The sequence below is a fragment of the Thiobacillus denitrificans genome (assembly GCF_001530125.1).
Classification (GTDB): domain Bacteria; phylum Pseudomonadota; class Gammaproteobacteria; order Burkholderiales; family Thiobacillaceae; genus Thiobacillus; species Thiobacillus denitrificans_C.
Window position 1 is genome coordinate 1 of record NZ_LDUG01000036.1, and the last position, 21,925, is coordinate 21,925.

The 21,925-nt window shown below is 61.5% G+C and carries 20 protein-coding genes and 2 pseudogenes; 13 read left to right on the plus strand and 9 right to left on the minus strand.

Annotated elements, in window-relative coordinates; all coding sequences use genetic code 11:
• Nucleotides 1-161: 161 nt before the first annotated feature.
• The 6 genes and pseudogenes from ABW22_RS18105 to ABW22_RS12345 form a co-directional block, all read right to left on the minus strand.
• Complete coding sequence (locus ABW22_RS18105; RefSeq protein WP_237763337.1) at nucleotides 162-338, minus strand: hypothetical protein; 177 nt, start codon at nucleotides 336-338, stop codon at nucleotides 162-164.
• A 133-nt stretch (nucleotides 339-471) separates the two neighbouring features.
• Nucleotides 472-762: pseudogene (locus tag ABW22_RS18440) on the minus strand (hypothetical protein); the annotation flags it as partial.
• 353 nt (nucleotides 763-1,115) lie between these two features.
• Nucleotides 1,116-1,580 (minus strand): DoxX family protein, encoded by a 465-nt coding sequence (locus ABW22_RS12330; RefSeq protein WP_059757097.1) that lies wholly within the window; start codon nucleotides 1,578-1,580, stop codon nucleotides 1,116-1,118.
• 76 nt (nucleotides 1,581-1,656) lie between these two features.
• Nucleotides 1,657-1,962 carry a hypothetical protein gene (locus ABW22_RS12335; RefSeq protein WP_059757098.1) on the minus strand — a complete coding sequence of 102 codons (306 nt, stop codon included), beginning with the start codon at nucleotides 1,960-1,962 and terminating at the stop codon, nucleotides 1,657-1,659.
• Nucleotides 1,963-2,051: 89 nt separating this feature from the next.
• A complete protein-coding gene (locus tag ABW22_RS12340; protein ID WP_082708797.1) occupies nucleotides 2,052-2,327 on the minus strand; it encodes a zf-HC2 domain-containing protein in 276 nt (91 codons plus the stop codon).
• Between the two features lie 4 nt (nucleotides 2,328-2,331).
• Nucleotides 2,332-2,919 (minus strand): sigma-70 family RNA polymerase sigma factor, encoded by a 588-nt coding sequence (locus tag ABW22_RS12345; protein ID WP_059757105.1) that lies wholly within the window; start codon nucleotides 2,917-2,919, stop codon nucleotides 2,332-2,334.
• Nucleotides 2,920-3,359: 440 nt separating this feature from the next.
• On the opposite strand from ABW22_RS12345, the gene ABW22_RS12350 reads away from it, so the two are divergent.
• The 7 genes from ABW22_RS12350 (at nucleotide 3,360) to ABW22_RS12380 (ending at nucleotide 9,519) form a co-directional block, all read left to right on the plus strand.
• Nucleotides 3,360-3,953 carry a TetR/AcrR family transcriptional regulator gene (locus ABW22_RS12350; protein WP_059757108.1) on the plus strand — a complete coding sequence of 198 codons (594 nt, stop codon included), beginning with the start codon at nucleotides 3,360-3,362 and terminating at the stop codon, nucleotides 3,951-3,953.
• A 60-nt stretch (nucleotides 3,954-4,013) separates the two neighbouring features.
• A complete protein-coding gene (locus tag ABW22_RS12355; RefSeq protein ID WP_059757664.1) occupies nucleotides 4,014-4,583 on the plus strand; it encodes a carboxymuconolactone decarboxylase family protein in 570 nt (189 codons plus the stop codon).
• A 73-nt stretch (nucleotides 4,584-4,656) separates the two neighbouring features.
• Nucleotides 4,657-4,884 carry a sulfurtransferase TusA family protein gene (locus ABW22_RS12360; RefSeq protein ID WP_059757110.1) on the plus strand — a complete coding sequence of 76 codons (228 nt, stop codon included), beginning with the start codon at nucleotides 4,657-4,659 and terminating at the stop codon, nucleotides 4,882-4,884.
• Between the two features lie 33 nt (nucleotides 4,885-4,917).
• Nucleotides 4,918-5,427 carry a sulfur carrier protein DsrE2 gene (gene dsrE2, locus ABW22_RS12365; protein ID WP_059757113.1) on the plus strand — a complete coding sequence of 170 codons (510 nt, stop codon included), beginning with the start codon at nucleotides 4,918-4,920 and terminating at the stop codon, nucleotides 5,425-5,427.
• A 245-nt stretch (nucleotides 5,428-5,672) separates the two neighbouring features.
• Nucleotides 5,673-7,085 carry a DEAD/DEAH box helicase gene (locus tag ABW22_RS12370; RefSeq protein ID WP_059757115.1) on the plus strand — a complete coding sequence of 471 codons (1,413 nt, stop codon included), beginning with the start codon at nucleotides 5,673-5,675 and terminating at the stop codon, nucleotides 7,083-7,085.
• Nucleotides 7,086-7,328: 243 nt separating this feature from the next.
• Nucleotides 7,329-8,831 carry a class I SAM-dependent methyltransferase gene (locus ABW22_RS12375; RefSeq protein ID WP_059757117.1) on the plus strand — a complete coding sequence of 501 codons (1,503 nt, stop codon included), beginning with the start codon at nucleotides 7,329-7,331 and terminating at the stop codon, nucleotides 8,829-8,831.
• Nucleotides 8,832-8,934: 103 nt separating this feature from the next.
• A complete protein-coding gene (locus ABW22_RS12380) occupies nucleotides 8,935-9,519 on the plus strand; it encodes an NAD(P)H-dependent oxidoreductase (RefSeq protein ID WP_082708801.1) in 585 nt (194 codons plus the stop codon).
• A gap of 200 nt (nucleotides 9,520-9,719) precedes the next feature.
• Here the strand turns inward: ABW22_RS12380 and ABW22_RS12385 are convergent, their stop codons facing one another.
• Nucleotides 9,720-11,114 (minus strand): heavy metal sensor histidine kinase, encoded by a 1,395-nt coding sequence (locus ABW22_RS12385; RefSeq protein WP_059757124.1) that lies wholly within the window; start codon nucleotides 11,112-11,114, stop codon nucleotides 9,720-9,722.
• Nucleotides 11,111-11,803, minus strand: a complete 693-nt coding sequence (locus tag ABW22_RS12390) for a heavy metal response regulator transcription factor (protein WP_059757668.1) — start codon at nucleotides 11,801-11,803, stop codon at nucleotides 11,111-11,113. The genes ABW22_RS12385 and ABW22_RS12390 overlap by 4 nt, the downstream gene beginning before the upstream one ends.
• A gap of 242 nt (nucleotides 11,804-12,045) precedes the next feature.
• On the opposite strand from ABW22_RS12390, the gene ABW22_RS12395 reads away from it, so the two are divergent.
• From ABW22_RS12395 to ABW22_RS12410, 4 genes are all read left to right on the plus strand, one after another.
• On the plus strand, nucleotides 12,046-13,236 hold the full coding sequence (locus ABW22_RS12395) for a TolC family protein (protein ID WP_059757127.1): 1,191 nt from the start codon (nucleotides 12,046-12,048) through the stop codon (nucleotides 13,234-13,236).
• Nucleotides 13,233-14,942, plus strand: coding sequence for an efflux RND transporter periplasmic adaptor subunit (locus tag ABW22_RS12400; protein ID WP_237763339.1), 1,710 nt, complete (start codon nucleotides 13,233-13,235; stop codon nucleotides 14,940-14,942). The genes ABW22_RS12395 and ABW22_RS12400 overlap by 4 nt, the downstream gene beginning before the upstream one ends.
• Before the next feature lie 8 nt (nucleotides 14,943-14,950).
• Nucleotides 14,951-18,055 carry an efflux RND transporter permease subunit gene (locus tag ABW22_RS12405; RefSeq protein ID WP_059757129.1) on the plus strand — a complete coding sequence of 1,035 codons (3,105 nt, stop codon included), beginning with the start codon at nucleotides 14,951-14,953 and terminating at the stop codon, nucleotides 18,053-18,055.
• A gap of 77 nt (nucleotides 18,056-18,132) precedes the next feature.
• Nucleotides 18,133-18,564, plus strand: a complete 432-nt coding sequence (locus ABW22_RS12410) for a hypothetical protein (RefSeq protein WP_059757132.1) — start codon at nucleotides 18,133-18,135, stop codon at nucleotides 18,562-18,564.
• A 67-nt stretch (nucleotides 18,565-18,631) separates the two neighbouring features.
• On the opposite strand, the pseudogene ABW22_RS17360 reads toward ABW22_RS12410, so the two are convergent.
• Nucleotides 18,632-18,733: pseudogene (locus tag ABW22_RS17360) on the minus strand (DNA-binding response regulator); the annotation flags it as partial.
• Nucleotides 18,734-18,965: 232 nt separating this feature from the next.
• Here ABW22_RS17360 and ABW22_RS12415 point away from each other — a divergent pair.
• Together ABW22_RS12415 and ABW22_RS12420 are read left to right on the plus strand one after the other, a co-directional pair.
• Nucleotides 18,966-20,813, plus strand: a complete 1,848-nt coding sequence (locus tag ABW22_RS12415; protein WP_059757135.1) for a copper resistance system multicopper oxidase — start codon at nucleotides 18,966-18,968, stop codon at nucleotides 20,811-20,813.
• 23 nt (nucleotides 20,814-20,836) lie between these two features.
• On the plus strand, nucleotides 20,837-21,907 hold the full coding sequence (locus ABW22_RS12420; protein ID WP_237763340.1) for a copper resistance protein B: 1,071 nt from the start codon (nucleotides 20,837-20,839) through the stop codon (nucleotides 21,905-21,907).
• Nucleotides 21,908-21,925: the final 18 nt, after the last annotated feature.

Below are 21,925 nucleotides of genomic sequence, written 5' to 3' on the forward strand. Positions count from 1 at the left end.
TTCCGCCCGCGCGGGGCCACGACCGATGCAACGCCACGTCCAGAATTCGATCCCCACATTGCGCTTCCGCCTCGCAGCTGCCATCGCAAAAGGCTTGCTGCAATGTCCATGCTGCGGGAGATCAGCAAATCAGGTCATGAATGTTTAATAACACAGTAGAACTAGGCTTCTGGATTGTTGGGCTCCTGCGTGCACCATTCGCTGGCCAGACGGGACAGCGGACGCCAGCGCTTGTTCGCGCCGAGGTCGCAGGCGGCAAGGAAGTAGCTGCTTTCTGTGCCGGGTTTTTCCCAGAAAGTGCTGCCGTCGCCGACGGCTTTGATCGGGTGATCCGCCATGTGCCGCAGCCAGCCCACTGGCAGGGCGAAGTGGAAATTGCCGCCGTTTGTCGACTTGAAGGAGAGGATGCCGACGGCCTTCCTGGTCGAACAGGCCGCCGCCGCTGGCGCCGCGGTCGAATGGCGCCGAAGTCTGGATCACCTTGCCGCCGTCGCATTCACAGGTGTGCAGGCCGATGATCCTGCCTTCGCTGACGGCAGGCGCGCCGCCTGGATAGCCTACCGCCCTCACGTTCAGGCCCACCCGGGTCTGGCCGAGGCCGATCATCGGCACCGGATCGGCCTGGTATCCGGGAACGTTGAGAGAGCACAGGTCGCGGTAGACATCGCGCTGATCGGGCCACGCCTGGCGGCGTGTGCCGGCCTGCTCGACTTCGCTGTCGATCAGTGGATCGACCCTGATACGGAAGACGGCGTTTTGCATGAGATGGAGCGTCCTGGCTATGTTGGCACCAGCCTCTCGCTCTCGGACACGCGGCCACGCCTATAGGTTTTTGGCGCGCCAAACAGTGCTTTCCCCAACCCTGATATTGACGAAACGGGGTTTGTCGTTGGCACGTCCGGCCTGGAGAAAGGGGAGGGCGATCTGTACGGCTCGATCTTGTATGACGTCGGTGCATCGCAGTAAGCCGTCGCTGAAAAGCGGTTGGTAGAAATCTTGACCGTTGAGGGTGATGACGACCCGGAGCACGACCCTTGAACGATCAGGGGTCGTGTCTGTTGCGCGCGCAGTGGGCTGCACCAAGCAGCAGTGGTTTGCGGCATGAGTCGCAAACTTCAGTGCGCCATGAATCGGCGCGCCAGCCAGTGGTCCAGGCTTAGCTTGCCGGGCCCGCTCAGTAATAGCGGCATGAACATCACCAGGTACATCAACGGCAGCTTGAACCCGTTGTCGCACACGTTGTAGCCGTTGCCCGCGTGCACGCTGGCCCAGGCGACGATCGTCAGAATGATGAGCGACAGGCTGAAGAAGCGGGTGCCCAGACCGATCACCAGCGCAATGGCACCGATCAGCTCGAACCAGGTGGACATGAACCACGAGATGTCAACCGGTACCAGGTTGAACGGGAAGGGAAAGGCGCTATAAATATCCGCGAACCAGTTGTCGCCGTTGAATTTCTCGACACCGGATTCCCAGAACTCCCAGGCCAGCAGCAATCGCAAGCCCAGCAGGCCAAGGTAGCTGCCGGCCTGATTGAGTAGACCGGTGAGCCCCGCATAAAGATGAATGATTGAATTCATGGTGAAAGCCTAATGGTTGAAGGGGAAGCGGAGTGAAAAATGGCCTGAAGCATTAACTCCAGGCCATGGTCATCACTTACTTATTGCCATCCTTGGCCATGGCGTCCTTTTTAGTGGCGCCGCATTTGCCTTCGCCGCACTTGCCATCCTTGGCCTTGGTGTCCTTGGCCTTGGCATCTTTGGCACCGCCACATTGTCCATCTTGGACCTTGGCATTCTTACTGGCGCCGCACTTGCCGTCCTGGGCCTTGTCGGCGGCGGCGACCATGTAGCCTTGCGAGAGCGCGTTCAGGGCAAACGGGTTGCCGGCAGCGTGAGCGATGCCGGCTGCGCCGATGGCGGCGGTCAATGCGAGGGTGAGGGTGATTTTGCTTGAGTTCATGATGGTTCTCCTAAAGTTTGAGTCAGTGGTTTGCCCGTGCAGCCGGTTTCAAAAGCGTGGCCGCGGTGCGTTTACGGCGATATTCCCGATCAGGCGGATGGCTTGCTGTGTTGACGCTGCTGTTCGGCAAGCGCCCGGTTGATGCGCTCACGCGCCTCGGCCGAAAGCGCCTGGTCCGTGGCTTTGGCTTCGGCACGCCGGTCTGACAGACGCAGCAAGCGCCGCATCAGTGCAATCTGGCGTTCGAAACGTCGGCAGTTGACGCACATCCACAGGTGGATGCGCAGTCCCCAGCGTTCGCGAAAACTCAAAGGTCGATCCTGGCCTTGCGAGACCAGGTGGCTTGCGTCCTTGCATGTCAACATCGCATTAGTTCCGGGCGCGCCCGGCTCCGTTCTGGTCGAGACACTGCCGGAGCCCCATGCGGGCCCGATACAGCATCGTCCACACGTTCGTCGGCGAGATTTCCATTTCCTGACAGATGGTTTCGGTGGACTCCTCCATGACCTCGCGCAGCATGAACAATCTCCCGAGGCGTTCGGGAAGCGCATCCAGGCAGCGTTGCAGGATGGCGATCAACTGACTGCGCGCCAGCGAATCTTCAGGATTGCCCCAATCGGAGACTTTTTCACGCCAACTGCCGTTGGCGTCGAAGAAATCCTCATCGGCAAACAAGTCGTTGTCGGCTGATACAAGATCGGGAGATTCCAGGGGCGCTTCGCGTGCTTCGTGACGAAACTGATCCATGATCTTGTGCTTGAGGATGCCGATGAGCCAGGTCCGCACCGACGCCCCGCCGTTGAATCGCGCGTGCGCCTGCAGGGCGGCGACCAGCGTGTCCTGTACCACTTCCTCCGCCTTGTTGGCGTCGCGCAGGCGCAGCATTGCAAAGCGATACAGCGCGCTGCCATGCTGTTCGAGCCATGTTTCCGGACTTTCGCTGGTCGTGTCGCTCAATGCTGTCTCCTGATCGTGTGACTGTCGAAATAAAACTATGCAGAATAATGAACCAGACGGTACATAATAATAGAGTCGGTTTTCTGTTTGTTTCCTTACACGCGCCATACCCGGCACCCCATGGATTCCCGGTTTGAAAAATGTTGATGGGGTGGTTGTCAGGATCGGGTTGTTGAATCGACCAATTGGATTGTCAAAACAGGAGAGAAACGTATGTCACGTCTTGCCATAACCACACTGATGCTTGCCTGGCTGATTCCGCCTGCCAGGGCAGCCGCGATCCAATAGCGGACGCAGCTACAGAGGTTTGCCTGGCATCAATACCCCAGGGGCGCGGAGCGTCGTATTCGGACTGGTACTTGGAAATAGATCATGTTCAGGAGCAAAGGATTGAGCCTTTGCGGTTGACATTGTGAACCAACCGGTTCATATATAAAAATATGAAGCCATCTCCTGGTCGACCGCTCGAATTCGATCCTGACGCCGCGCTCGATGCGGCGATGCAGGTTTTCTGGCGCAATGGCTATGAAAATACTTCGATGCAGGATCTGCTCGAAGCCATGCAGATATCCAAGAGCAGCCTGTACCAGGCGTTTGGCGGCAAGCAGGCCTTGTTCGAGCGCTGCATGGCGCGTTACGGCGATTACATGATCGGGGCCCTGCGTGATGCCTTGCTGGCTTCACCCAGCGGACTGGGATTTGTCCGGCAGTTTCTGGAGGGCGTACTGGATGAGGCGCGCGGGGTGTGCGAGGTGCGTGGATGCCTGGTATTGAATACCGCCAACGAATTCGCCCGCCGCAACCCACAGATTGCCGAGGCGGTGTCGCATGGCCTGAACCGCTTTCATGGCGTATTGCTGGCTGCGGTCGAGCGTGCCCAGCAAGAAGGCGATATCCCGCCGGAGCGCAATGCAGTAATGCTGGCCACGTATCTGGTCAGCAGCATGAGCGGCCTGAAGACGATGATCAAGGCCGGTGCAGGCGAAGAGAGCCTTAAAGGGATCATCGAACTGACTTTGAAGGCGTTGCAGTAAGGATTCGACCTTTTGTTCGACCAATAATGGACCGTCAGGTCCACTAATCAAGGAGTCATGATGCAAGCGGAATACAAACTGTCCCTCCCACCCCTCACCGAAGCCAATGCCGACATGATCGCCGCCGACCGGATGCGTGCTGCGCAGGCCGGTTTTGGCTTCGTACCCAACATGTATGGCGTGATGGCCAACTCGCCCGGGCTGCTCGATACCTATGTGCATGGCTATGAGCGATTTCGGGCCTTGTCCGGCTTTACGCCGGCCGAGCAGGAGGTGGTGCTGCTGGCGGTCAGCCGCGAAAACGGTTGCACCTATTGTGTCGCTGCGCACAGTTTCATCGCCGACAAGATGTCCGGTGTTGCTGACGCCGTTACCAATGCCATCCGCGATGGCCGGCCGATCCCGGATGCCAGGCTGGCCGCCCTGCATGACTTCACCCGCGCCATGGTGACGAAGCGTGGACTGCCCGGCAAGACTGACGTGAGCGCCTTCCTCGCCGCGGGTTACAGCGAACGCCAGATTCTGGAAGTCGTATTGGCGATTGCAGTGAAAACCCTGAGCAATTACGCCAACCACCTGTTCCATACCCCGGTAGACGCCATGTTTGCCGGCCGGACGTGGACGGATTGATCGCTGACATACGACAAACGCGCAATACACGGCTGGGCGCGTAAAAGAATCAGCCGTTTTTTAGGAGATCAGCATGAACTTCGATAAAGAACTGGATGCACGCGGCCTCAACTGTCCGTTGCCTATTTTGCGCACCAAAAAATCCCTGGGTGAACTGGAAAGCGGGCAGATTTTGAAAGTGAGTTCCACCGACCCTGGCTCGGTCAAGGACATGCAGGCGTTTGCCAAGCAGACCGGCAACGAACTGTTGTCCACCGCCGAAAACGGGGGGCAGTTCATCTTCCTGATGCGCAAGCATTGAGTCGTCATCCACCCAAGGAACAGGAGGGACATCATGGAAACCAAGAAAATGGCGATCATCGCCACCAAAGGCACGCTGGACTGGGCTTATCCGCCCTTCATCCTCGCCTCCACCGCCGCCGCGCTGGGTTACGAGGTGCAGATGTTTTTCACCTTCTACGGCCTGCAACTGCTGAAAAAGGATTTGTCCGGGCTCAAGGTTAGCCCGCTGGGCAACCCCGGCATGCCGATGAAAATGCCGTTCGGCCCTCGCTGGTTCAAGGGGATCAACTGGAATATCCCGAATGCGTTGCAGTCGCTGGTGCCGGGGTATGAAAATCTTGCCACCTCGCTGATGAAACAGACGATTGCCAACAACGGTGTGGCTTCGATTCCCGAGCTGCGCGAACTATGCGTCGAGGCCGATGTGAAGATGATCGGCTGCCAGATGACGGTCGAGCTGTTCGGCTTCGACCAGCGCGAGTTCATGGATGGTATCGAGTACGGCGGCGCGGCGACGTTTTTCGAGTTTGCGGGCGAAACGGACATCTGCCTGTTCATTTAGGCGGCATGGTCAGGCGGCGGCGTGCGGGCCGCCCGCTCGGACATGGACGGGGGGGCTCGCCTGACTTCGCTTGAGCCTGTGTCGCAGAGAAAAGCGTTGCCGCCCCGGAGCATCGCCGGTATAGTGCGGCCTCCCGCATCCTGCCAATCGATGCGCGGTTCTCTTACCCCGATCTCACGATCCCCTATTCGTCTGCCTCGATTGGTGTTGCCACAAGCGCAACAGGCCGTCGCAGGAAAACCTACATGACTACTGAAACAACCCTTGCCGGCCCAGGCTTTAACGAGCTTGGCCTGGCCGAACCCATCATGCGTGCGATTGCCGATGCCGGCTACACCACGCCCACCCCGATTCAGGCACAGGCAATTCCGCAGGTGCTGGCGGGCGGCGATCTGCTCGCCGCCGCGCAGACCGGCACCGGCAAGACCGCCGGCTTCACGCTGCCGATCCTGCATCAACTGTCGACGCGCGCAGTGCAGGCCTCCAAGCCGGGCCGTCCGCGCTGCCTGATTCTGGTGCCGACGCGCGAACTCGCCGCGCAGGTCGAGGAATCGGTCAAAACCTACGGCAAATACCTGTCGCTCACCTCGATGGTGATGTTCGGCGGCGTCAACATCAACCCGCAGTTCAAGGCGCTGAAGTCGCGCGTCGACATCCTGGTGTCGACGCCGGGCCGTCTGCTCGATCACATGGGGCAGAAGACGGTGGACCTGTCCGGCGTCGAAATCCTGGTGCTCGACGAAGCCGACCGCATGCTTGATATGGGCTTCATCCGCGACATCAAGAAAGTGCTCGCCGTGCTGCCCAAGCAGCGCCAGACCCTGCTGTTCTCGGCGACTTTCTCCGACGAGATCCGCACCCTGGCCAACGGCCTGCTGAACAACCCGAAGAGCGTCGAAGTCGCGCGTCGCAACACCACGGTGGAGATCATCGAGCAGTCGATGCACCGGGTGCCGCAGGCGCACAAGCGCGATTTGCTGGCGCACCTGATCAAGCACCATGACTGGCAGCAGGTGCTGGTGTTCACCCGCACCAAGCACGGCGCCAACAAGCTCGCCGAGAAGCTGGTGAAGGACGGCATCGGCGCCGCCGCGATCCACGGCAACAAGAGCCAGTCGGCGCGCACCAAGGCGCTGGCGAGCTTCAAGGACGGCAGCGTGCGCGTGCTGGTGGCGACCGACATCGCCGCCCGCGGCATCGACATCGACCAGTTGCCGCAGGTGGTGAACTTCGAACTGCCCAACGTGCCGGAAGACTACGTCCACCGCATCGGCCGCACCGGCCGCGCCGGCACCACCGGCTCGGCGCTGTCGCTGGTGGATGACGAGGAAATGAGCTACCTGCGCGACATCGAAAAGCTGATCAAGCGCGCGATCGTGCGCGTCGAAATCGAACCCGGCTTCGTTCCGCCGGCCAAGGCCGATCTGATGTCCGACGAGCGTCCGCCGCGTCCGCCGCAAGGCCGTAGTGGCCCGCGTCAAGGGCAGGGCGCGGGCAATCGCAACGCGTCCGGCCGTGCGCCGCAGGGCCGCTCCGCAGCAGGCAGTGCCAAGCCCGCAGCCAGCCGCGCCGCCGCGCCGAGCACCGCTGCCCAGCCGCGCAAGCCGCGTCCGCCAGCCGCCTTGTTTGCGGGCAAGCCGGGGACGCGCGGACACTAGTTTTTTTCGTCATCGCGCGGCTCGTCGAGCCGTGGTGAATCCGTCCTGATTCGTGCTTCTGGATTTGCCTGAGGGATTTCGATTCACCCAATACCATGGCCCGTATTGCGCAGCGTGCTGCGCAATACGGGCCATGGTATTTTCAACTGCACGAATCCCTGCCATGGCGGCGCCAGTGCGTGATGGCTGCCGACTTGTCGGCTTTACAACCACGGCCTCCCATTCGCTGGGACAATTGCCGTCATGGATACCCTCGCCAGCTACGACGAACTCCCCTACGACAGCCTGCCGCTGCCCGAAACCCAGCCGGATTTTCTGGCTGCGGTTGCCAGGCTGCATGGCTTTGACGCACCCGATCCGTCCCGCGCGCGCATCCTCGAACTGGGCTGCGCGCAGGGCGGCAACCTGATTCCGCTGGCGTGGCGCTGGCCCGGGTCAGACTGTGTGGGGGTGGAGTTGTCGCGCGTGCAGGCCGAGACGGGCGCCGCTTTCATCCAGGCGCTGGGGCTGCCCAACGTGCGTATCCAGCATGGCGATCTCGCCGCGCTGCCGGGCGATCTGGGCGAATTCGATTACATCATCGCGCACGGTGTGTATTCCTGGGTGCCGCCGTCGGTGCGGCAGGCGCTGCTCGATGTCTGTCGCCGTCATCTTTCACCGCAGGGGATTGCCTACATCAGCTTCAACGTCGCGGCCGGCTGGCAAGCCCTGCAGCCGCTGCGCACCGCGCTGATCGAGCGCACCGCGGCCAACCTTCCGGCGCCCGCGCGTTTTCAACAGGCGCTGCGCGTGCTGGACGAACTGCAAGCCGAATGGCGCGATCCGGTCTTGCTGAAGGAAATCGCCTATCTCAAGTCGGCTGCGCCGTCCTACCTGTTCCACGAATACCTCGCCGATCTCAATGCGCCGATGGCGTTTGCCGAATTCGCCGCCCAACTCGATACGCATGGCCTGCGCTATGTTGGCGAGGCCGGTCCGCGCCGCGCCGTGGTCGAACTCGAAAACGCCTGGGGCCTGATGCCCGAGGGCATGGCCGGGCGCTGGCTGGACGCCGAAGCCGCGCTCGACGATGCGTTCGCCATCCGCTTTCGTCGCGCGCTGATTGCGTGCGACGACGCCCCCTGCGCCCAGCCGCCGCAGGCCGAGGCCTTGAGCGGGCTGTCGTTCCATGCTGACTTGCGCAGCGACGAAGAAATCGATCTGGAGGCCGCCACCGAACAGGGTTTCGTCAACCCGGCGGGCAATACCTTTCCGATTGCGCAGCCGGCAATGAAAGCGGCGGCCATGGCCTTGTCGGCCGCCTATCCCGGCGCACTCGACTACGCGGCGCTGCTGTCTGCCGCCCGCGAAGTGCTGGCCGAACACGAAGCCGGCGCGCAGATGGATGAAGCCGTGTTCCGCCAAGCGCTGTTTCAGCTGACGATGGCCCATGGCGTGATGCCGACCGTTTGGGCCGGGTCATTTGCCGCCGAGCCGGGCGAGCGTCCGTGCGCGAATGCCCTGGCGCAACAGCAGGCGCGTTCGCCGGGCTGGGTGGTGAGCGGCGAGCGCCATGTGGCAATGGACCTGGACCCGGCCGGACGCATGCTGTTGAGTGCGATGGATGGCAGCCAAACAGTCGATGAACTCGCGGCAACCATGCAGGCCACGCTGGCGCAATCCGGGCTGGAGGTGCAGCTGCAGCGGGTAAAGGAACTGACGTGGCAGCAGCTGTGGCTGTTCGCGCGCCAGGGCCTGTTGGTGTAAAGACGCCCCGGTTGGGGCATGGCTTTCGTTGCTGCCGGCTTGAGCGACGCAATCCGGGGTGATGCACTATGGTGGAAGGGTCGCTCATCCAAGGCGCCCCCAGATGACTGCCCTGCTCGACGCAATTCAACAACGCTATGCCTGCCACCAGTTTGTTGTGGGGCAAGCCGTCTCTGCAAACACGCTGGCCTTGCTGCTGGAAGCGGGCCGGCTGGCGCCTTCGGCCTTTGGCCTGGAGCCGTGGCGTTTCATCACCGTTCAGGATGAAGCGGGCCGGGCAGCTGTGGCGCGAGCTTGTTACGACCAGCCGACCGCGGCGACGGCTGCCGCATTCATCGTGATCGTGGCGCTGGTCGCGGCACTCGATCCGGATTCGGATTACGTGCGCGCGCGTTTGGAGGCGGAAGCGCGCGGCCAGGACCTGGCACCGATCGATGAAGCTTATCGCGCGTTCTACTGTGCCGAATCGGTGGGGAACTGGGCGCAGGGCCAGTGCAATTTTGCCGCAGCGCACATGCTGTTGCAGGCGGCACACCTGGGGCTCGGCAGTTGTCCGATCGGGGGATTCGACGCGGAAAATCTCGCTTCTGTCCTGGCCGTTCCGCCAGGCGAAACGCCCGCGCTGGTGATTGCGCTGGGGCACTGTGCCCAGGGTGCGCCGCAACGGATACGCAAGCCCCCGGTGTAGTGCGTCGCAAATATTCGGACTTGTTCGCGGCGTTTTTTTGCACCTGGCAGCGTTGCGCCGCCTCGCTATAGAGCGACGATGGCTCGTTGTCGCACCTTGCCCGATACAAAAAGCCGCACGCGACCCATATCCGCTATTTACAAAGCACTACACGGCTTGATCGCCGCGTCCAGGAGGGCGGTCATATGCGGGCGTTCACATCATTCCGCCAACGCAGGCAATGTGAGTTGGAAGCGCGTTTTCTGCTCATCGGACGTCACGGCAATTATGCCGCCATGCGCGTCAACGATGGACTTGACGATGGCAAGCCCGAGTCCCGCGCCATCGCCCTGGCGTTGACGCGAGGGGTCGATACGGTAGAAACGGTCGAACAGTCGGGGGAGGTGTTCTGCCGGGATTTCCCTGCCCGGGTTCTCGACAGAAACGGTGGCTTTATCCCCTGGCCCGGCCAGGGATACCTGCACGATTTGGCCTCTCGGCGTGTGCCGGATGGCGTTCGATATGAGGTTGCTGAGCGCGCGCCGCAACATCAGCCGGTCGCCGGATACGGTAGCCGATCCCGTCTGGGCCAGCGTAACGGCGCGCTCTTCCGCCCAGGCTTCAAAGTAATCAAACAAATCCTGTATTTCATTGGCCAGATTGACTTTTTCCACGCCCGGCTTGAGCAGGCAGTTGTCGGCCTGGGCAAGGTAGAGCATGTCGCCAACCATCTGGGCCATGCGCTCATATTCTTCCAGGCTCGAGTAGAGCACTTCCTTGTATTCGTTCTTGTCGCGCGCGCTGGAAAGCGCGACCTGGGTCTGGGTCATGAGGTTGGAAATGGGGGTGCGCAGTTCGTGCGCAATGTCGGAAGAGAACTCGGAGAGCCGCCGGAAGGAATCGTCCAGGCGGGCCAGCATGGCGTTGAAGGCATCGGCGAGAGGCTTGAGTTCCGTCGGCAGGCCGGTCGCCGGCAGGCGGTCTGCCAGGTGTTCGGCGGACATGCCGGCCACCATGTGGGTGACCTGACGCAAGGGGGAGAGGCCCCAGCGGGTGGCCATCCAGCCCAGGCCGGCGGTGGCCAGGGCGGCCAAAGCGATGGCGATTCCCAGCACCGAGCGGAACGTGTCCATGAAAAGCTCGTGGTGCTTGATGTCCTGCGCCACAGCTACGGTGTATGGCTTGCCACTGCCTGCGGTGATCGATACGGCCATGCCCCGGTGGCTTACGCCGTTTTGCTTCCACTGATGCAAGGTCCCGTACTTACACGCTGCTGGTTTGGTTTGGCAGGCTTGCAGCAGCGTGCGTGGGAAATCCGCGCCCGACGTGGCGAACCAGATATTCCCCGTTGCCTCCGTCACGACGACGGCGAGCCCATGATGCCCAACTAGGGCGTTGTCCAGTTGCTGGGGCAGATGGTCCAGCTCTTGACTGCTTGAGGCATGCCTGAACAGGCTCTGGATGAGCTCCAGCTTGCCATTGAGTTCGAACCGATCCTCCTGCTCAAAATGAGTCTCCACCACTTGCGTCAGAAAATAGCCCGTCGTCAGCAGGACCAGGGATGCGGCCACCGCGAAAAGCAGGCTGATCCGGGCTGTCAGTGACAGGGGTTTCATGGTTTCGCGTTTTCCGGGAGGGTTTCCAGCACGTAACCCATCCCCCGCACGGTGTGGATGAGCTTGGACTCAAAGCCCTCGTCGATCTTGAGCCGCAGCCGGCGCACCGCCACATCGATGACGTTGGTATCGGAGTCGAAATTCATGTCCCAGACCTGCGAGGCGATCAGGCTGCGGGGCAGTACTTCTCCCTTGCGGCGCAGAAACAGTTCCAGCAGAGTGAACTCCTTGGCCGTCAGTTCGATCTTGCGGCCCGCCCGCATGGCCCTTCGCCGCAGCAGGTCCAGCTCCAGGTCGGCCGCCTTGAGGACGGCGGGTTCCAGACCGGCATGCCCGCGGCGCACCAGGCTGCGCACCCGGGCCAGCAGTTCTGCAAAGGCGAAGGGTTTCACCAGGTAATCGTCGGCCCCCAATTCCAGCCCCTTGACGCGGTCTTCCACCTGATCGCGCGCGGTGAGAAACAGCACCGGCATGTCGAGTCCAGCCCGGCGCACGCCTTCGAGCACCTGCCAGCCATTCAGCCCCGGCAACATCACATCCAGAATCATCAGGTCGTAGTGGCCCGCCTTGGCGAGTTCCAGCCCGTCCCAGCCATCGCGCGCCAGATCCGTGACGAAACCGGCCTCGGTAAGACCTTGCTTCAGGTAGTCCCCTGTTTTGGGTTCGTCTTCAACGATCAGGATTTTCATGGCTGGAATACCGGGCTGGATGGAAGCATCCTGCCACAGCTCGCGCCTTGTGGATGCGCGCATTACAGATTTGTAATCCACTTGTCAGATTCATGTTGGGCGCGACCTTGCAGGATGCAGTCAAACGAGCGTCGCCTGGGTGCCGTATTGGTGAACGAGGGCAACCATGACGACAACTGTGGGGCTACATTCGCCAGGCTTCCGGGTTCCCTTACGACTTAACCTGAACATTCGAGGACATCATGCGTCACACCCTGTTGATTTTTGTTGGCTTGCTGCTCATACAACCCGTTTACGCTGCCAGTCTGCGCACAGCGCTGGATCAAGCCTGGGAAAAGAACCCCCAAGCGCAAACGCTGGAGGCCAAGCGCGCGGAAAGTATTGCCCAAGGCGTCGCTGCGAACAGCCTGGTGCCCGGTGCCCCCGTCGTCATCCTGGGCCACCGCAACGACCAGTTGAACAGCAATGCTGGCGTGCGCGAGTGGGAGGCCGGTATTGCTTTGCCCATCTGGCTGCCTGGCCAGCGCGACGCGCGGCAACGCCAGGCTAAAGCCGGCCGGGGCGGCCTGGAAGCCAACATCCTTGCACTGCGTTTGAGACTGGCCGGGGAACTGCGCGAAGCCATTTGGCAGGTGCGCCAGGTGGAGGCGCAAATCCGGCTCGATGAAGCGCGCACACTTACCGCGAAAAAGCTCGCGGAGGATGTCGCCAAGCGGGTACGGGCAGGGGAGTTAGCCAAGACCGATTTGAATCTGGCGCAAAATGAATGGCGCACCGCCCAGGCCGCCGTTTTGCAAAACCGCAACCGGCTGCTCCAGGCACAGCAAGCCTATGCCACGCTCACCGGCACCACCGTATTACCGGACGACAGCGCAGAAAGCGCGCAATCGAAGCCGTTGTCGGACGACCATCCCTTAATGGAAGAAGCGCGACTAGCGATCGAGGTTGCGCAGGCGCAGGTGCGTGTGGCCAGCCAATCGCGCCGCGACAATCCGGAGCTTGAACTCAGCACGCGCCGGGCGCGCGGCAACCTGAACGATCCCTACGCCAGCACCGTGGCGCTCGCGTTGCGCTTGCCTTTGGCTACCGATGCACGCAACCTGCCGCTCACGAGCGCCGCCCAAACCGCCCTCACCAGCGCGCAAAGCGAATATACCCGCACCCGGCTTACGCTGGAATACCAGCGACAGCAAGCCGATCAGGCCTTGCAAGCCGCCGATCAATTACTGGATCTGACGCGGCAGCAACGCACTGCCTCAGGGGAAAACCTCGATCTGATCCAGAAATCATTCAGCCTCGGCGAATCCGGCCTGTTCACCTTGTTACGCGCCAGAACGGCAGCCTTTGAGGCGGAGCAGGCTTACAACCAACAAGAAATCGCGCAGGCGCTGTCCCGCGCCCGCCTCAATCAAGCCCAAGGAGTCTTACCGTGAACCTATTCAATTTACTGCCTAATTTTAGGGCATGGGCGCTGGCGTTGCTGTTTTCACTTGTGCCGCTGTTCGCCTTTGCCGGCGGCGGCGATGACCACAGCCACGGCCCCGAGGTGAGCGTGCCGGTTGCCGCAACTGCCACAAGCGGGGAGCGGCTGGAATTGAAATCGCCGGACGTGGAGCTGTTGGGCATACTCGGTGACGGCAAACTCACCCTCTATGCCGACCGTTACGCCACCAACGAGCCTATTCTCAACGCGAAAATCGAACTGGAAAGCAATGGGCGCAAGCTTCAGATGCTGGCTACAAAGGACGGCAGTTACACAGCCGCTGCGGATTGGCTGAAGCAGCCCGGCAAGCATGAAATTGTGGTGAGCGTGGAAGCAAACGGCCTGCAGGATTTGCTGATAGGCACCTTGCTAGTATCCGACTTGAAGCCGGAAACCGACGGGCGTTCCTGGCTTGCCTACGGAAAATGGGCGGCGGTCGGCATCGCAGGGGTCATCGCGCTGCTTGTGCTGTTCAAACGCATGCGCCGCCGCAAGGGTGCAGCAGCCCTGGTGTTGCCCGTGTTTGCGGCTTTCCTGCTCGGCGGACACAGCAATCCCGGCTTCGCCCACGGCGACGAGGATCATAGCGAGAAACCCAAAACCCCGGTGGTGAGTGGGGTGCCAGCAGGCCCGGCAAACAGCGGCAACCCTGCCGCAGGTGCTGCTCCCGTGCGGCTGCCGGACGGCAGCATTTTCGCGCCCAAGCCCGTGCAGCGGCTGCTCGGCATCCGCACCGTGCTGGGCGAGCCGCGCGACATCGCCAAAACGGTGGAGCTCAACGGCCATATCAGTGTCGACCCGAATTTCAGCGGGCGCGTGCAGTCCAGCCAATCCGGGCGGATTGCCGCGCCCGGCGGGGGCTTTCCCGCCATGGGCATGAAGGTGAGCAAGGGGCAAATCCTGGCTTACATCGAACCCGCCGCCAGCAGCATCGAGAAGGGTAATCAGCAGGCGCAACTGGCCGAACTGGCGAGCAATCTGGGGCTTGCCGAACGGCGCGCAAAGCGCTTGGAGCAACTGGTGGGCAGCCTGCCGCAAAAGGAAATCGACGCGGCGCGGGCCGAAGCGGCAAGCCTCAGGGCGCGCCGTGCGGCGGTGGCGGACAGTTTGTTCCAGCGCGAAGCCCTGCGTGCGCCGGTTTCCGGCGTGATCAGCCAGGCCGGTGTGGTCGCGGGCCAAGTGGTGGAAGCGCGCGAAGTATTGTTTGAAATCGTCGACCCGGCCAGGCTCTGGGTGGAAGCCATCGCCTACGATACCGCGCTGTCCGGCCAAGTGGCGGGCGCCGCCGGCATGACCGCGGGCAATCAGCCGCTGACGCTGGCGTTCATCGGCCAAAGCTATCAACTGCGCGAACAGGCGCTGCCCATGCAGTTCGCTGTCAAACCACCTCTACCAATATTAAGTGTGGGCCAACCGGTTAAGGTGTTTGTGCAAACCAGGCAAGCCATCCGCGGCATCCCCGTGCCGCAAGGCAGCGTCATGAAAAACAGCAGCGGGGAAACGATCGTGTGGGTGCATGCCTCAGCCGAACGCTTCGTGCCGAAAAAGGTGAAAGTGCAAGCGGTGGACGCCAATACGATCGCGGTGCTGGAGGGGCTGCAGGATGGCGACCGGGTGGTGACGCAGGGCGCGGCATTGCTGACACAGATACGCTAGGGGCAGACATGTTTAAAGCAATCATTCAATCCAGCCTGAGCCAGCGCCTGTTTGTCGTCGCGGCGTCGCTCCTGCTGCTGGTGTACGGCATGCTCACCCTGAAGCAACTGCCGGTGGACGTGTTTCCAGACCTCAACAAACCCACCGTGACGCTGATGACCGAGGCCGCAGGCATGGCGCCGGAGGAAGTGGAGCAACTCATCAGTTTCCCCGTCGAGACGGCGATGAACGGCATACCGGGGGTGACGCGGGTACGCTCGGTTTCCGGCATCGGTCTTTCCATCGTATACGTGGAGTTCGACTGGGGCACCGACATTTACCGCAACCGCCAGCAGATCGCGGAGCGCCTCTCCCTGGTGAAAGAGCAAATTCCCGCCGGCATCACGCCACAGATGGGGCCGATCAGTTCCATCATGGGCGAGATCATGTTGATCGCGATGACCGCCGACCCCGACAAGGCGAGCCCGATGCAGGTGCGCGAACTGGCGGACTGGGTGGTGCGTCCGCGGCTGCTCACGATCACGGGCGTATCGCAGGTGATTCCCATCGGCGGCGAGGTGAAGCAATACCGGGTGACGCCCGATCCGGTCAACCTCGACCGCCTGGGTATCACCCTGGAACAAATGGAAAAGGCGCTGGCGAATTTCGCTACCAACACCAGCGGCGGTTTCCTGGAGTCCCAGGCGCAAGAATATTTGATCCGCAATATCGGGCGCACCACCAAACTGGAAAATTTGCAGGACCTGGTGATCGACTACCGTGAAGGGACACCGATTCTGCTCAAGCAAGTCGCCAAGGTGGACTTCGCTGCCCGCCTGAAGCGCGGCGACGCGAGCTTCATGGGCAAGCCCGCGGTGATCCTGTCGGTGCAGAAGCAGCCTGGAGCGGACACGGTAAAACTCACGCGCGAAATCGAGGCGGCGCTCGCGGAGCTGAACAAGAACATGCCCGCCGGGATCGCGGCGAAAGATATTCTGTTCAAGCAGGCGAATTTCATCGAAAGCTCGGTGAGCAACGTGGAAGAGGCCTTGCGCGACGGCGCCATCATGGTGGCGGTGGTGCTGTTCCTGTTTCTGCTCAATTTCCGAACCACCTTCATTTCGCTCACCGCGATTCCCGTCTCCATCCTGATCACAGTGCTGGTGTTCAAATACTTCGGGCTGTCGATCAACACCATGACGCTGGGGGGGCTGGCGATTGCCATCGGCGAACTGGTGGACGATGCGGTGGTGGGGGTGGAGAACGTATTTCGGCGTTTGAAGCAGAATCGGGCGGAAGGCGGCAAGACATCCGTGCTGGAAGTCATCGCCGCCGCCACGCTGGAAGTGCGTTCCGCCATCGTCTATGCCACCCTCATCATCGTGCTGGTGTTCGTGCCGCTGTTCGTCCTTTCCGGCATCGAGGGCAAGCTGTTCGCGCCGCTGGGTGTCGCCTACATCGTGTCCATCCTCGCCAGCATGCTGGTGTCGGTAACGTTGACGCCGGTGCTGTGCTATTACCTGCTGCCGAAAATGAAGCGCCTGGAGCACGACGACAGCCCGGTCGTCAAAAAGCTCAAGCAGTGGGATACGGGCCTGCTGCAATGGTCGTTTGACCACAGCAAGCTGGTGCTCGGCGGAGGGTTGCTCGCAGTGGCGCTCGCGGCAGCCGCCGTGCCGTTCTTCGCCCGTTCCTTCCTGCCTGCGTTTAACGAAGGCACGCTCACCATCACGGCCGTCATGAATCCGGGCACCTCCTTGCCGGAAGCCAACCGCATCGGCACCCTGGCGGAACAGCTGATACTGCAAGTGCCGGAAGTGACCCAGGTGGGGCGGCGCACCGGCCGCGCCGAGCTGGACGAGCATGCGGAAGGCGTGCATTACAGCGAGATCGACGCGGACCTGAAAAAATCCGCCCGCTCCCGCGAGGCCGTTTTGCAGGATATTCGCGACCGCCTCGCACCGCTTCCCGCCTCGGTCAACACCGGCCAGCCCATTTCGCACCGGCTCGACCACATGCTGTCCGGAGTACGCGCGCAGATCGTGCTGAAAATTTTCGGCGACGACGTGGACACGCTGCGCGGCCTGGCGGCGGAGTTGCAAACCCGGCTCGCCAACATCCCCGGCCTGGTGGATTTGCAACTGGAAAAACAGGTGCGCATCCCGCAACTGCAAATCCGTGTCGATTACGCCAAGGCCGGGCAGTATGGCGTCACCCCGGCGGCCATCAACACCGCCCTGGAGACGCTTTCCAACGGCGCCACCGCGGCGCAGGTGATCGAAGGCAACCGCCGCTTCGATGTGGTGATCCGCCTTGCAGATACCGACCGCAGCGCGCAAGGCTTGAGCAAGCTCTTGGTGGAAACGCCGAGCGGACGCATCCCGCTGCGCCTCATCGCGGAAATCGAGGACAGCGATGGCCCCAACCAGATCCTGCGCGAAAACAGCCGCCGCCGCATGGTGCTGATGGGCAACAGTGACGGCACCGACATGGCGCAGATCATCCGCGACATCCGCGCCGAGCTCGCGAAATATCCGCTGCCGGAAGGCTATTTCACCAAGCTGGAAGGCCAGTTCCAGGCGCAGGAAGAAGCCAGCCAACTGATTTCGGGGCTGTCGCTGGTGTCATTGGCCATGATCTTCCTGGTCTTGTACAGCCGCTACAAATCCACCGTGCTGTCGCTGATGATCATGGGCAATATTCCGCTGGCATTGGTGGGCAGCGTCATTGCGCTCTGGCTCTCCGGCGGCGCGCTGTCGGTGGCAAGCCTGATCGGCTTCATCACCCTGGCCGGCATCAGCACGCGCAACGGCATCCTGAAGATCAGTCATTACATCAACCTGGTGGCGCACGAAGGCGAGGTATTCGGCAAGAAAATGATCATCCGCGGCAGTCTGGAACGCCTGACGCCGGTGTTGATGACCGCGCTGGTGGCAGCCTTCGCCCTGATTCCGCTGATGCTGTCCGGCGGCGATCCGGGCAAGGAGATTCTGCATCCGGTGGCGGTGGTGATTTTCGGCGGGCTGGTGAGCTCCACGCTACTGGACACTTTGCTTACACCGGTGATGTTTTACCTGTGGGGCGAAAAACCGATGATGAAACTGCTGGCACAAGGCAGCAAGGAAAACTTCTGATCTGGCTCAATAAATGAGCGAAATCAGAAGAATCAAAAATAGCAGCTATTTTTTAACCTTATCCAAGGAGCCACAAAATGAAATACCTGAAACCTTCCGTCCTCGCCTTGACTATGCTCTTCTCGCAAGGTGCGTTTGCCCATACCGACGAATATCTCGACACCCAACCCGCACCGCACGGCGGCCAGTTGCGCATGGTGCAGCAGTACCACTATGAACTGGTGGTGAAAGCCAACGAGGTGAGCGTCTATGTCACGGACCACGGCGGCAAAAAATTTGATACGCGCGGCGCAACGGGAACCGCAACGCTGCTTTCCGGCAAGAGCAAGGCCAGTGTGAAGCTCATGCCTGCTGGCGATAACCAGATGAAAGGCTCGGGCAAATTCGAGCTTGCGCCAGATATGAAAGCCGTAGTTTCCATCGCATTGGCCGGCCAGACGGCGCTACAGGGCCGTTTCACCCCCATGCAGAAGGCGCCATCCTCTTCCTCAACCGCCCCTTCTCACTAAAAATAATTGCGTAGGCTTCCTGTCCGGGCGCAGGAATAAAACGGTATTCGTCAGAAGTGGCCCGGTTCCATCCCTCGCGCGCCAGGTCCGTAATGAAACCGGCCTCGGTGAGGCCCTGCTTCAGATATGCGCCCGTCTTGGGTTCGTCTTCGACGATCAATATTTCCATGGTGGGAATACTCGGCTGGATGCACACATCCTGCCACAGCGCGCGTTGCCGAGGCGCACATTGCAGATTTGTAATCTGCCTGTCAGCTTCATGTCCGCAGCAAAAATGCAGGATGTCGTCAGGCGTGCAAAGAACACGGCGCATGGGTGCAGACCGACAGCAAAACTGGTTCGCCCCGGCAAAGACCGATTGATTCAGGCAGAACATCATATTTTATGGAGGGCAGTCCCGCATGAAACCTTATTCTTCTCTTTATTTGCCGGTTCCGGATTTGCCGCGTCGCCGGTTCGTTCAGGGGCTTGCGGCGGGTGGCGTTCTGCTCGGCCTGTCGTCGGTCGTCAAGCCGGGCTGGGCAAGCGGCACTGAAGCGGTCAACCGCGGCGCACCGATGCTCAGCGGCACCGAGTTCGATCTTGTCATCGCCGAATCGCCGGTCAATTTCACCGGCAAACCGCGCATGGCCACCACCATCAATGGCTCGATCCCGGCGCCCACGCTGCGCTGGCGCGAAGGTGATACGGTCACGATCCGCGTGACCAACAGGCTGCGCGAGGATACGTCCATTCACTGGCACGGCATCATCCTGCCGTTCCAGATGGACGGCGTGCCGGGCATCAGCTTCAAGGGCATCGCGCCGGGAGAAACCTTCACCTACCGGTTCAAGGTCGAGCAGAGCGGCACCTACTGGTACCACTCGCATTCCGGCATGCAGGAACAGACCGGGATGTACGGCGCCATCGTCATCGAGCCGGCCGCTGGCGAGACGAATCGGGCCGACCGCGACTACGTGATCCAGCTGTCGGACTGGACCGATGAAAATCCGATGCGTGTCTTGTCCAAATTGAAGGTGCAGGGCGATTACTACAACTTTAATCAGCCTACTGCGGCGGACTTCTTCCGCGACGTGTCGCGCAATGGCCTCAAGGCCGCGATCGACACGCGCAAGATGTGGAACGAAATGCGCATGAGTCCGACCGACCTGGCCGATCTCTCGGCCGCGACGCTCACTTATCTGATGAATGGCACGACACCCGCCGGCAACTGGACCGGGCTGTTCCGTCCTGGCGAGCGGGTTCGGCTGCGCTTTATCAACGGCGCGGCCAATACCTTTTATGACGTGCGGATTCCGGGGCTCAAGCTCACCGTGGTGCAGGCGGACGGCCAGAACATCGAGCCGGTCACGGTCGACGAATTCAGATTTGGGCCGGGTGAAACCTACGATGTGATGGTGGTGCCGACGGACGAGGCCTACACGGTGTTTGCCCAGGCGATGGATCGCACGGGCTTCGCACGCGGCACCCTGGCCGTTCGCGCGGGACTCGATGCGCCCGTGCCCGAAGTTGATCCTGCTGAATGGCTGACCATGACCGACATGATGGGCGCGATGGGGGGCATGGGCGGGATGGCCGGCATGGCCGGCATGGATCACGGCAGTTCCGGCGGCATGAATGGGACGGCTGGCATGAGCGGCATGAACCACGGCGGCATGGCGATGGACCACAGCAAGCACGCCATGCCCGCCGGGATGGCCATGGATGGCAAACAGGCCAGGCCGAGTACGCAGGCGCGCCACGCGAAAACCGAGTACGGCCCCAGCACCGATATGCGGGTGGACATGGCGCGCACCAATCTGGACGACCCCGGGATTGGCCTGCGCAACAATGGGCGCCGCGTGTTGACGCTGTCCGATCTTCGCACCGTCGATGGCCCGCTCGATCCGCGTGGACCCGAGCGCGAGGTCGAACTTCATCTAACCGGCAACATGGAGCGCTACGCGTGGTCGCTCGACGGTCTTGAGTTCGGCCGGTCCACCCCGGTGCACTTCCGCTATGGCGAACGGCTGCGGGTCATTCTCCACAACGACACCATGATGACCCATCCCATGCACCTGCATGGGATGTGGAGCGAACTGGAGCAAGACGGTGGGGGCTTCCAGACACGCCGCCACACCATTCCCGTGCAGCCGGCGCAACGCATCAGCTTCCTCGTCACCGCCGATGCACTGGGACGCTGGGCCTGGCATTGCCATCTGATGCTGCACATGGATGCGGGCATGTTCCGCGAAGTGGTGGTGGCGTAAGCGCCGACGGAATCGAGAGGAATATGAAGATGACAAACAAGCGAATGAACGTTCTGGCAATGGCGATCATCGGCCTGGGCATGACGCCCGCCTGGGCGCAGACCCGTCCGGCCGCCGAGACGATGGATCATGCTCAGCATCAGGATGTTACGTCTCCTGACGCAGTCAAGCCCAAGGCGGCCCAGGATGCGATGCCAGCAATGGACCACAGCGGTATGGATTCCAGTGCGATGCCCGGTATGAAACCGGAAAAGACGGAAACCGCCGCTGAAATGCTGGGCATGGATCACGGCAGCCAGTCTGTAGCGCAGCAGGGTACGACCGGCATGGATCATGGCGAAATGGACATGCAGGGTGGATCGGCTCCGCCCGATGCGCGTGACCCGCATGCCTATTCGGGCGGTTACACGCTTGAATCGGGGCCGTATGCACTCCCCGGGCCACGAGTCCTGCGCCTGTCCGACGAGCACAACTTCGGCGCGCTCCTTATCGATCGGCTGGAACGAAGCTACACCCGTGATGGCAATAGCACGTCCTATGATGCCCAAGCCTGGTTCGGCCGGGATTACGACCGCCTGGTCGTCAAGGCCGAGGGCGAGGTTGCCCAGGGTAAATTGCAAGAGGCCCGGACCGAATTGCTATGGGGCCATGCCATCGCCACTTTCTGGGATACGCAACTGGGTATGCGATACGACAGCGGCGTGGGGCCGGATCGCAGCTGGCTGGCCTTCGGCGTTCAGGGTCTCGCACCCTACTGGTTCGAAGTCGATGCAGCCGCCTATGTCGGCGACAACGGAAGAACTGCGCTACGCCTGGGTGCGGAGTACGAGTTGCTGCTCACGCAACGTCTGATCCTGCAGCCGCGTCTTGAAATCAACGTCTATGGCAAAAGTGACGAGGCCCTGGGCATTGGCAGTGGCCTTTCCGGCGGTGCGGCGGGCCTGCGCCTGAGATACGAATTCACGCGCCAGTTCGCACCCTATGTTGGCGTGGAGCGCGCCGGAAAATTCGGCAAGACCGCCGACCTGGCCCGTATCGCAGGCGAAAAAACAGATGAAACACGCTGGGTTGCCGGCGTGCGTTTCTGGTTCTGATGTATTGCAACGACGATC

What these genes read in the sequence shown, in the direction of transcription:
- ABW22_RS18105 (WP_237763337.1), bottom strand. Translation starts at nt 338, where the DNA reads ATGGCGGATCACCCGATCAAAGCCGTCGGCGACGGCAGCACTTTCTGG.
- ABW22_RS12330 (WP_059757097.1), bottom strand. Translation starts at nt 1,580, where the DNA reads ATGAATTCAATCATTCATCTTTATGCGGGGCTCACCGGTCTACTCAAT.
- ABW22_RS12335 (WP_059757098.1), bottom strand. Translation starts at nt 1,962, where the DNA reads ATGAACTCAAGCAAAATCACCCTCACCCTCGCATTGACCGCCGCCATC.
- ABW22_RS12340 (WP_082708797.1), bottom strand. Translation starts at nt 2,327, where the DNA reads ATGTTGACATGCAAGGACGCAAGCCACCTGGTCTCGCAAGGCCAGGAT.
- ABW22_RS12350 (WP_059757108.1), top strand. Translation starts at nt 3,360, where the DNA reads ATGAAGCCATCTCCTGGTCGACCGCTCGAATTCGATCCTGACGCCGCG.
- ABW22_RS12355 (WP_059757664.1), top strand. Translation starts at nt 4,014, where the DNA reads ATGCAAGCGGAATACAAACTGTCCCTCCCACCCCTCACCGAAGCCAAT.
- ABW22_RS12360 (WP_059757110.1), top strand. Translation starts at nt 4,657, where the DNA reads ATGAACTTCGATAAAGAACTGGATGCACGCGGCCTCAACTGTCCGTTG.
- dsrE2 (WP_059757113.1), top strand. Translation starts at nt 4,918, where the DNA reads ATGGAAACCAAGAAAATGGCGATCATCGCCACCAAAGGCACGCTGGAC.
- ABW22_RS12370 (WP_059757115.1), top strand. Translation starts at nt 5,673, where the DNA reads ATGACTACTGAAACAACCCTTGCCGGCCCAGGCTTTAACGAGCTTGGC.
- ABW22_RS12375 (WP_059757117.1), top strand. Translation starts at nt 7,329, where the DNA reads ATGGATACCCTCGCCAGCTACGACGAACTCCCCTACGACAGCCTGCCG.
- ABW22_RS12380 (WP_082708801.1), top strand. Translation starts at nt 8,935, where the DNA reads ATGACTGCCCTGCTCGACGCAATTCAACAACGCTATGCCTGCCACCAG.
- ABW22_RS12385 (WP_059757124.1), bottom strand. Translation starts at nt 11,114, where the DNA reads ATGAAACCCCTGTCACTGACAGCCCGGATCAGCCTGCTTTTCGCGGTG.
- ABW22_RS12390 (WP_059757668.1), bottom strand. Translation starts at nt 11,803, where the DNA reads ATGAAAATCCTGATCGTTGAAGACGAACCCAAAACAGGGGACTACCTG.
- ABW22_RS12395 (WP_059757127.1), top strand. Translation starts at nt 12,046, where the DNA reads ATGCGTCACACCCTGTTGATTTTTGTTGGCTTGCTGCTCATACAACCC.
- ABW22_RS12405 (WP_059757129.1), top strand. Translation starts at nt 14,951, where the DNA reads ATGTTTAAAGCAATCATTCAATCCAGCCTGAGCCAGCGCCTGTTTGTC.
- ABW22_RS12410 (WP_059757132.1), top strand. Translation starts at nt 18,133, where the DNA reads ATGAAATACCTGAAACCTTCCGTCCTCGCCTTGACTATGCTCTTCTCG.
- ABW22_RS12415 (WP_059757135.1), top strand. Translation starts at nt 18,966, where the DNA reads ATGAAACCTTATTCTTCTCTTTATTTGCCGGTTCCGGATTTGCCGCGT.
- ABW22_RS12420 (WP_237763340.1), top strand. Translation starts at nt 20,837, where the DNA reads ATGAAGATGACAAACAAGCGAATGAACGTTCTGGCAATGGCGATCATC.